Genomic DNA, 9,163 nt, shown 5'->3' with positions numbered 1-9,163 from the left:
CGTTAAGAATCCATGTCACTTTGAGTGCCCACACAGATTGTCTGATAAATTGTTAAAGAGCAGTGCAACGCGGCTTTCGCTCACCGTTGCGAGGTGGCGTATATTACGCTTTCCTCTTTCAGAGTCAACCCTTTAATTCAGGATTTTTCTCTTCAATCGAACCGGCTAGTTAGTGTGAAGTGATTCACATCCGCCGTGTCAGTGGGAGCGCATTATAGGGATCCCATTTTATTGCACAAGTCTTTTATCGATCTTTTTTTCCGGATGATGCTTTTTCGCCCTTTTCGCAGCGTTATTGTTCGATCTGCTCAGTTTTTACCACAATAAAGGGTTGCAGGCGGCGGAGAAAGCCACCAAAGTCTTCGCACAACCCTGAATTATCGAGGTAAGCATGTCCGCTAATTTACGTCCCTATAAAGATTTATTCCCACAAACAGGCCTGCGCGTGATGATCGATGCCACCAGCGTAGCGATCGGCGATGTCAGGATGGCTGATGATGTCAGCATCTGGCCACTGGTTGCCATTCGCGGAGACGTTAACTATGTGCAAATCGGCCCCCGTACCAATATCCAGGACGGTAGCGTGCTGCATGTCACCCATAAATCCTCCTATAACCCGCAGGGTAATCCTCTGATCGTTGGGGAAGATGTCACCATCGGCCATAAAGTCATGCTACACGGCTGCACTATCGGTAATCGGGTACTGGTGGGGATGGGTTCAATTCTGCTGGATGGTGTAGTAATAGAGGATGACGTCATGATTGGTGCCGGTAGTCTGGTACCGCAGAATAAGCGGCTGGCAGGCGGCTATCTTTACTTTGGCAATCCGGTGAAACAAATCCGCCCCCTGACGGAGGCGGAAATAGCGGGACTGATCTATTCAGCAAACAACTACGTGAAATGGAAGAACGATTACCTGGATCAGGAAAACCAAACCCAGCCCTGACCGTCTTCCTGCTGGTCACGGATCATCTCATCCGCTTCTTCTTCCAGATCCCAGCGATGTTCGCGAAATGCAGCCAGCCACTGCGCTGGCTCTTTTCCACCAAAGCGTTTTTCTAGCGTTACGCTGCTCATTGCGCAGGTCAGCTGCATACCATGAACCAACGCGGGGAATGTAATGCACTGTTTTTCATTATCCCACTCCTCTCTATCAGGAAACTGAATCGCCTGATTCACGGATTCAATTCCTTATGCAAGGTTTGAATCACCGGAGTAATGTCTGGCAGTACGCCATGCCAAAGTAATACGGCATGGGCGGCCTGAGCCACCAGCATACCTAAACCGTCAGCACACTTTTTTGCACCATGCTGCTGGCACCATGTCAGAAACGGCGTATTGCCCTGCTGATAAAACATGTCGTAGCAATGGACGTGCGTATTAATTAACGCAGCGGGTATCGCCGGAACCTCCCCGCCAATACCGCTGGAGGTCGCATTAATGATGAGATCAAACTCATGTTCAGCCAGCGTATCCATTTCCAGCGCACGAATACTGCCGGTATGAGAAAAGAGCGCCGCCAGTTCATGCGCGCGGGAGCTGGTGCGGTTGACAATCGTCACGGCGCAATCAAGGGACAAAAGCGGTAACAGCACGCCGCGCGATGCGCCTCCTGCCCCGATAAGCAGGACACGAAAGCCAGGTTTAATAAAACCGAGCCGCTCCAGATCGCTCAATAGCCCAATGCCATCGGTGTTATCCCCCAGCAAACGGCCATCTTCCAGACGTTTCAGGGTATTCACGGCCCCGGCCAGCGCCGCTCGCTCGGTAAGCTCATCGGCGCGAGCGAACGCTTCCTCTTTAAACGGAACGGTAACGTTGGCGCCTCGCCCCCCTTCATAAAAGAAAGCATTCAGGGTACTGATAAATTCATCTCGTGGCGCCAGAATACGTCCGTACGGATGTGCAATCTGCAGCTGCTGCGCAAAAAGCTGATGGATAGCGGGTGATTTGCTGTGGGCAATAGGATTTCCAAAGACTGCGTAGCTTTCCATCACTTACCCCTGGCGGAAGAGTTCGCCCGTCAGGGCGTCGCGAATTTCAGACGGATTCTGACGACCGCCGGTTAACCCATTAACCACCGGAAAATCGGCGCCAAACTGGGCGTGAACTTCAGCCGTGGTGCGACAGGGAGGCTGGCCGGATAAATTCGCACTGGTCGAAACCAGCGGTTTTCCATAGGCCTCGCATAGCTCAACCACCAGCGGGTGATCGGTAACGCGTACCGCCAGAGAGTCAAAACGCCCGGTCAACCAGCGCGGAGTTGTTTTACGCGCCGGGAAGACGAACGTCACCGGTCCTGGCCAGCAGCTAAAAATTGTCGCCAGCTGCGCCTCGCTAAGCTGAGAGTCATCTATATAAGGAAGTAGCTGTTCAAAGCGGGCGGCGATAAGAATCAGGCCTTTCTCGACCGGCCGCTGCTTGAGATCCAGCAAACGCATGACGGCCGTTTCGCTGTCGGGATCGCAGCCAACGCCAAAAACGGCTTCTGTGGGATAGGCGATGACGTGTTCGTTATTCAGAACCGCCACTGCATGAGCGACGGTTTCTGAGTGCAGGTTATTATTCACTGATTTGTTCCGCCGATATCGGCTTTCCACATTGTTTACTGGCACAAAAGCATTTAACGCCCTGCGCCGTTTTCTTTTCGATTAATAGCGGATAGTGGCATTCAGGACACTCGCCCGCTATCGGTTTGAAGTTAATGACGAACTGGCAATCGGGGTAACGATCGCAGGAGTGAAAAGTTTTGCCAAAACGAGAGCGGCGCTGAACCAAATGCCCCTGACCACACTGCGGGCACGCGATCGCCGTCTCATCGGGCTTATCAATAAGTTCAGTATGCTGGCATTGCGGATAGCTGCTGCAACCAATAAACATACCGAAGCGTCCCTGACGCAGCACCATCACGGCGCCGCAGGATGGACACTCCTGCCCCTCCAGCACTTTAACGATATGTCCGTCCGCCTGACTTTTCAGGGGACGGACGTAGTTACAGTCCGGATAGTGCGAACAGCCAAGAAACGGTCCATGCTTCCCGGAGCGGATTACCAGTTCAGCCCCGCACTGTGGACAGGGCTCATTTTTACGCACCTGAAACAGTGCTGATTTGGTCATAAATACTCGACGTTGCTGCAAAAAGATTAATGCAGCATACCTTCATTTACTTCGAAGAGTAATTCTTCCATCTGCTGGTAGGCGTTTTCACAGCCCGGAATATTAAACAGCACCATCAGGATCACCCATTTAAGGTCTTCCAGTTCGAACTCTGCCGTATCCAGCGCCAGAACGCGTTCAATTACCATTTCTCGCGTTTCGAGGTTCAACACCTGAATTTGCTCGAGGAATAATAAGAATCCTCGGCAACTAGCATCCAGACGCTGACACTCTTCTTCGGTGTAAATCCGTAAAGAGAGTGGGTCAGAAGCCAGCTGCATGGGCGCGACAAGGCCTTCCTGATAGTCAGCCAGTTTCTCGAGCCACATCAACGCGTTATAAATATCTTCCCGTTCAAAACCGGCGTCGGTGAGATCCCGGGTCAGCTTATCCTGGTCTACGCGCATTTCTGCTTCGTTATGGATGTAAGTCTCAAACAAATACATGAGTACGTCGAACATGGCTTGCCCTCCTTAATCGGACATAGCCGCCGGGTACAGCTGCGATCCAGCCTGCTAACTCCAGTTCAAGTAGCTGAGCTACGGTCACTGGTACAGATTGGCCGGCACGTTCAGCGACAACGTCAACAGGTGTTACCTCATCTCCTACGTTAGCCAGGAGCTCAGGAAATGGCAATGCTACGGGTAGCCGATCCGTGCAATTATTTATATCGTACGGCGTCTCGCGCAGCCATAGCAGCTCATGCTGCCAGTATTCGACGATATCCTCGGGTGCCGTAACGGGGACAGCGCCCTGCTTGATGAGCCAATGCGGGCCCTCTGAGCCTGGGCTGCCTATCGGCCCGGGCAGCGCAAAAACCTCCCTTCCCTGTTCAAGTGCACAGCGGACGGTAACCAACGAGCCGCTTCTCAATGCAGCCTCCACCACCAATACTCCAATACTTAAGCCGCTGATAATCCGGTTACGGCGAGGAAAATTTCCAGGTAATGGCGGTGTGGCGAGAGGAAACTCAGAAAGCAGCGCTCCTCCGCTATCGACAATCTGCCCTGCTAAAGCGGCGTGCCGACGCGGGTAAATATCCCCTAACCCATTCCCGAGCACCGCAATGCTTTTTCCATTCGCGGCAAGCGCGCCGCGATGGGCAACGCCGTCAATACCAATCGCCAGGCCGCTGGTAATCGTGATGCCATAGCGTGCCAGGGCTTCGCAGAACACTCTCCCCCAGCGTTCGCCGTACCAGGAGTGCGCGCGGCTCCCGACAACCGCTAGCTGCCGGCTCTGCAAAATAGCGAGGTCACCTTTAACCAGAAGCGCGCCGGGATAATCAGCGGTTGCGCGCAGCTGCGGTGGATAGAGAGGACTGTCGGCCGAGAGCAGATGGTGCTCTGGCTGTTCCAGCCATTCCAGAGCGACGTCGATATCCCGCTGGCCAAAGGTCAAAAATTGCCTCACCTGCGCCGCACTCAGGCCGCAGAGACGTAAAGCTTCACTATTGAGCCCGACAGCGGTGCCTATCCGGTGAGCGACGGTCACCATCGCCTCACCATACAGGCCGTTTACCCTCATCAGGCGTAGCCAAATCTCTGCGGACGCCATCCATACTCCCCTGCCATAAGCGGCTTTAACAATCCTTGCGATTGGACAGTGAGACTGTCAATTAGAGGGGGTTTTGTCTAGAATAGAGGTAATAATCTTATCAACTCCTGAATACGACTCTGGATCTTTATGGCAGTTTTGCAAGTGTTACATATTCCGGACGAGCGCCTTCGCAAAGTCGCCGAGCCGGTAAAAGAAGTCAATGCAGAAATTCAGCGTATCGTCGATGATATGTTCGAGACGATGTACGCGGAAGAGGGTATTGGCCTGGCGGCAACGCAGGTTGATATCCATCAGCGCATTATTGTTATTGATGTGTCGGAGAACCGTGAAGGCCAGCTGGTGTTAATTAACCCTGAGCTGCTGGAAAAAGACGGTGAAACCGGTATTGAAGAAGGCTGCCTGTCCATTCCGGAACAGCGTGCGCTGGTACCACGAGCCGAAACCGTGAAAATCCGTGCCCTGGACCGTGAAGGCAAGCCGTTCGAACTGGATGCTGACGGCCTGCTGGCTATCTGTATTCAGCATGAAATGGATCATCTGGTAGGCAAACTGTTCATCGATTATCTGTCGCCGCTCAAACAACAGCGCATTCGTCAGAAAGTTGAAAAACTGGATCGTTTGCGTACGCGTGCCTGAGGACAAGGATTAACGTGTCACAATCACTACGTATTATTTTTGCGGGTACACCCGATTTTGCAGCGCGTCATCTTGACGCGCTGTTGTCGTCTGAGCACCAGATCGTCGGCGTTTTTACTCAGCCCGATCGCCCCGCTGGCCGCGGTAAAAAGCTTATGCCGAGCCCGGTAAAAGTTCTGGCTGAAGCCAACAATTTGCCGGTATTCCAGCCCGCATCCCTGCGTCCACAGGAAAACCAGGAGCTGGTTTCCTCGCTTAATGCCGATGTTATGGTGGTTGTCGCCTACGGACTGATTCTGCCCAAAGCGGTTCTGGATATGCCGCGCCTTGGCTGTATTAACGTCCACGGTTCTCTGCTGCCTCGCTGGCGCGGTGCCGCACCTATTCAGCGCTCATTATGGGCCGGCGATACGGAAACAGGCGTAACGATTATGCAGATGGACGTCGGTCTCGATACCGGCGATATGCTGTATAAGCTATCCTGTCCGATAACCGCAGAAGATACCAGCGCCAGCCTGTATGACAAGCTTGCAAACCTCGGCCCACAGGGGCTGCTGAATACGCTGACGCAGGTAGCTAACGCAGCCACTCAACCAGAAGTCCAGGATGAAGCCTTAGCCACCTACGCTGAAAAGCTCAGCAAAGAAGAAGCCCGTATTGACTGGTCGCTTTCAGCCGAACAGCTCGAACGTTGCATCCGCGCTTTTAATCCGTGGCCGATGAGCTGGCTGGAAATTGACGCACAGCCGGTGAAGGTTTGGCAGGCGTCGGCTATTGCCGAAGCCAGTACCGCTGAGCCTGGCACCATTGTGGCTGCCAGCAAGCAGGGTATTCAGGTGGCAACCGGCAATGGCATTCTGAATCTGGAATCCCTGCAGCCGGCAGGTAAAAAAGCGATGAGCGCCCAGGATTTGCTAAATTCTCGCCGGGAGTGGTTTATCCCAGGTAACCGTCTTTCCTGACGGTAGTCACTTCTAAAGCCCGGATCTACCGGGCCTTTTTATTTTTACGGTTATGAAAAAAAATCTTAATTTACGTAGTCTGGCGGCTCAAGCCGTTGAACAGGTTGTCGAGAAGGGCCAGTCGTTAAGCAACGTGCTGCCGCCTTTGCAGCAGAAAGTCGGTGAAAAAGATAAAGCGCTGCTGCAGGAGCTGTGCTTTGGCGTTCTGCGCACCCTCAGTCAGATGGAATGGCTGATCAATAAGCTGATGGCTCGCCCGATGACGGGAAAACAGCGCACCGTTCACTATTTAATTATGGTCGGCTTTTATCAACTGCTGCACACCCGTATCCCCGCCCATGCGGCGCTGGCAGAAACGGTTGAGGGCGCGGTAGCCATTAAACGCCCGCAGCTCAAAGGACTGATCAACGGCGTGCTGCGCCAGTTCCAGCGTCAGCAGGAAGAATTGCTTGGCGAATTCGCCGAAAGCGAGAGCCGCTTCCTGCATCCCGCATGGTTAATCAAACGTATTCAAAAGGCCTGGCCACAGCAGTGGCAGGCCATTGCGGATGCCAACAACCAGCGTCCGCCGATGTGGCTACGCGTTAATCGCAATCACCACTCACGCGATGAGTGGCTGGCGCTCCTTGAAGAGGCAGGCATGCAGGGTTTTCCTCACCCCGACTATCCGGATGCCGTTCGTCTGGCGACGCCGGCGCCTGTACAGGCCTTGCCTGGCTTTGAGCAAGGCTGGGTCACCGTTCAGGATGCATCCGCCCAAGGCTGTATGCGTTACCTGACCCCGGAAAATGGCGAAAGGATCCTCGACCTTTGCGCCGCGCCTGGCGGTAAAACAACCCATATCCTGGAAGTCGCCCCGCAGGCCAGCGTAATGGCTGTCGACATCGATGAGCAACGGCTGTCCCGTGTCTATGACAATCTGAAGCGTCTGGGAATGAAAGCCCAGGTAAAACAGGGTGATGGTAGATATCCAGCACAGTGGTGCGATGATGAAAAATTCGATCGTATTCTGCTCGATGCGCCCTGCTCGGCAACTGGCGTCATTCGCCGCCATCCGGATATTAAATGGCTGCGTCGTGACCGCGATATCGCGGAGCTGGCGCAGCTTCAGGCTGAGATTCTTGACGCCATCTGGGGGCATTTAAAACCCGGCGGCACCCTGGTCTATGCGACCTGCTCAATTCTGCCGGAAGAAAATAGCCAGCAAATTGCGGCATTCCTGGCACGCACGCCTGATGCAGAACTTAGCATCACCGGAACACCTGAGCAGCCAGGACAGCAAAATCTGCCCGGTGCGGAAGAGGGTGACGGGTTCTTTTACGCTAAGCTGATCAAACATCGGAAATAACGGATCACTGCTGATGAAGATTATTATTCTGGGCGCCGGACAGGTTGGCGGAACTCTCGCGGAAAACCTCGTCGGAGAGAACAACGATATTACCCTGGTTGATACCAACGGTGACCGCCTGCGCAGTCTGCAGGATAAGTTTGACCTGCGTGTTGTTCAGGGGCATGGCTCTCATCCGCGCGTACTGCGCGAAGCCGGAGCGGATGATGCCGACATGCTGGTTGCCGTCACCAGTTCTGATGAAACCAATATGGTGGCCTGCCAGGTCGCCTATTCCCTGTTTAATACCCCTAATCGCATTGCCCGTATTCGTTCTCCGGACTACGTGCGTGACGCCGATAAGCTTTTCCACTCTGAAGCCGTGCCGATTGACCATTTGATCGCGCCGGAACAGCTTGTTATCGACAATATTTACCGCCTGATTGAATATCCAGGCGCGCTGCAGGTCGTAAACTTTGCCGAAGGGAAAGTAAGTCTGGCGGTTGTTAAAGCCTACTACGGTGGTCCGTTGGTCGGCAACGCGCTCTCGACAATGCGTGAACACATGCCGCATATCGACACCCGTGTGGCGGCTATTTTCCGCCACGATCGCCCTATTCGCCCCCAGGGTTCTACCATTGTTGAAGCCGGCGATGAAGTATTCTTTATTGCCGCATCCCAGCATATTCGTGCCGTGATGAGCGAGCTGCAGCGCCTGGAGAAACCCTACAAGCGCATCATGCTGGTTGGCGGCGGAAATATCGGTGCGGGTCTGGCCCATCGGCTGGAAAAAGACTATAGCGTCAAGCTAATTGAACGCGATCAGCAGCGCGCCGCCGAGCTGGCGGAAAAGCTGCAAAACACCATTGTATTTTATGGTGACGCCTCGGATCAGGAGCTCCTCGCGGAAGAGCATATTGATCAAGTCGATCTCTTCATTGCCGTTACCAATGATGACGAAGCCAACATCATGTCCGCAATGCTGGCCAAGCGGATGGGCGCCAAAAAGGTCATGGTGCTTATTCAGCGAAAAGCCTACGTCGATCTGGTTCAGGGCAGCGTTATCGATATTGCTATCTCCCCGCAGCAGGCGACCATTTCAGCGCTGCTCAGCCATGTCCGTAAAGCCGATATTGTGGGCGTCTCTTCCCTGCGCCGCGGCGTAGCTGAAGCGATCGAAGCCGTCGCCCACGGAGATGAAAGCACCTCACGCGTCGTGGGCCGTTCGATCGATGAGATCAAGCTTCCGCCGGGGACGATCATTGGCGCCGTGGTTCGCGGAAATGACGTGATGATTGCCAATAATAATTTACGTATTGAGCAGGGCGATCACGTAATTATGTTTCTGACCGACAAAAAATTTATCTCCGATGTCGAACGGCTGTTCCAGCCAAGCCCTTTCTTCCTGTAATTTATTTGGGCGTCGGTATCGCGCCCATATCCATTAACCTTTATTTATCAATGGATAATATTTTTATGCAATTATTCAACAATAATGGAAAATGGAAATACATTTGTTAAA

11 protein-coding genes are annotated in these 9,163 nt (G+C 53.4%); 5 read left to right on the top strand and 6 right to left on the bottom strand.

Features of this window, described 5'->3' with window-relative positions; genetic code table 11:
- The first annotated feature begins 391 nt into the window (after positions 1-391).
- The gene (locus M2416_RS24010) at positions 392-946 is read left to right on the top strand and encodes a gamma carbonic anhydrase family protein (RefSeq protein ID WP_045854074.1); all 555 of its coding nucleotides are present in this window, start codon (positions 392-394) and stop codon (positions 944-946) included.
- On the opposite strand, the gene M2416_RS24005 is transcribed toward M2416_RS24010, so the two are convergent.
- The 6 genes from M2416_RS24005 to dprA are packed head-to-tail and all read right to left on the bottom strand — an operon-like array spanning position 922 to position 4,713.
- Positions 922-1,179, bottom strand: a complete 258-nt coding sequence (locus tag M2416_RS24005) for a DUF1488 family protein (protein ID WP_259227268.1) — start codon at positions 1,177-1,179, stop codon at positions 922-924. The genes M2416_RS24010 and M2416_RS24005 overlap by 25 nt on opposite strands.
- Positions 1,176-1,994 carry a shikimate dehydrogenase gene (aroE, locus tag M2416_RS24000; RefSeq protein WP_259227266.1) on the bottom strand — a complete coding sequence of 273 codons (819 nt, stop codon included), beginning with the start codon at positions 1,992-1,994 and terminating at the stop codon, positions 1,176-1,178. The genes M2416_RS24005 and aroE overlap by 4 nt, the downstream gene beginning before the upstream one ends.
- 3 nt (positions 1,995-1,997) lie before the next feature.
- The gene (gene tsaC / locus M2416_RS23995) at positions 1,998-2,570 is read right to left on the bottom strand and encodes an L-threonylcarbamoyladenylate synthase type 1 TsaC (protein ID WP_041142951.1); all 573 of its coding nucleotides are present in this window, start codon (positions 2,568-2,570) and stop codon (positions 1,998-2,000) included.
- A complete protein-coding gene (locus M2416_RS23990; protein WP_071844854.1) occupies positions 2,563-3,117 on the bottom strand; it encodes a DNA topoisomerase family protein in 555 nt (184 codons plus the stop codon). Before M2416_RS23990 ends, tsaC begins: the two co-directional genes overlap by 8 nt.
- 26 nt (positions 3,118-3,143) lie before the next feature.
- A complete protein-coding gene (smg, locus tag M2416_RS23985) occupies positions 3,144-3,617 on the bottom strand; it encodes a DUF494 family protein Smg (protein ID WP_041142952.1) in 474 nt (157 codons plus the stop codon).
- The gene (dprA, locus tag M2416_RS23980; protein WP_259227263.1) at positions 3,589-4,713 is read right to left on the bottom strand and encodes a DNA-protecting protein DprA; all 1,125 of its coding nucleotides are present in this window, start codon (positions 4,711-4,713) and stop codon (positions 3,589-3,591) included. The genes smg and dprA overlap by 29 nt, the downstream gene beginning before the upstream one ends.
- Before the next feature lie 129 nt (positions 4,714-4,842).
- Between dprA and def the strand changes: the two genes are divergently transcribed.
- The 4 genes from def to trkA are packed head-to-tail and all read left to right on the top strand — an operon-like array spanning position 4,843 to position 9,052.
- Positions 4,843-5,352, top strand: coding sequence for a peptide deformylase (def, locus tag M2416_RS23975; RefSeq protein WP_041142954.1), 510 nt, complete (start codon positions 4,843-4,845; stop codon positions 5,350-5,352).
- Positions 5,353-5,366: 14 nt separating this feature from the next.
- Positions 5,367-6,314 (top strand): methionyl-tRNA formyltransferase, encoded by a 948-nt coding sequence (fmt, locus tag M2416_RS23970; protein ID WP_041142955.1) that lies wholly within the window; start codon positions 5,367-5,369, stop codon positions 6,312-6,314.
- A 52-nt stretch (positions 6,315-6,366) separates the two neighbouring features.
- The gene (gene rsmB / locus M2416_RS23965) at positions 6,367-7,662 is read left to right on the top strand and encodes a 16S rRNA (cytosine(967)-C(5))-methyltransferase RsmB (RefSeq protein WP_259227259.1); all 1,296 of its coding nucleotides are present in this window, start codon (positions 6,367-6,369) and stop codon (positions 7,660-7,662) included.
- A gap of 13 nt (positions 7,663-7,675) precedes the next feature.
- Positions 7,676-9,052: a Trk system potassium transporter TrkA gene (gene trkA / locus M2416_RS23960; protein ID WP_041142957.1), complete on the top strand. Its 1,377-nt coding sequence runs from the start codon at positions 7,676-7,678 to the stop codon at positions 9,050-9,052.
- Positions 9,053-9,163: the final 111 nt, after the last annotated feature.

Origin of the sequence: Klebsiella sp. BIGb0132 (assembly GCF_024810075.1) — a bacterium.
GTDB classification, from domain to species: Bacteria; Pseudomonadota; Gammaproteobacteria; order Enterobacterales; family Enterobacteriaceae; genus Klebsiella; species Klebsiella terrigena.
This window is presented reverse-complemented; position numbering and strand designations above follow the sequence as displayed.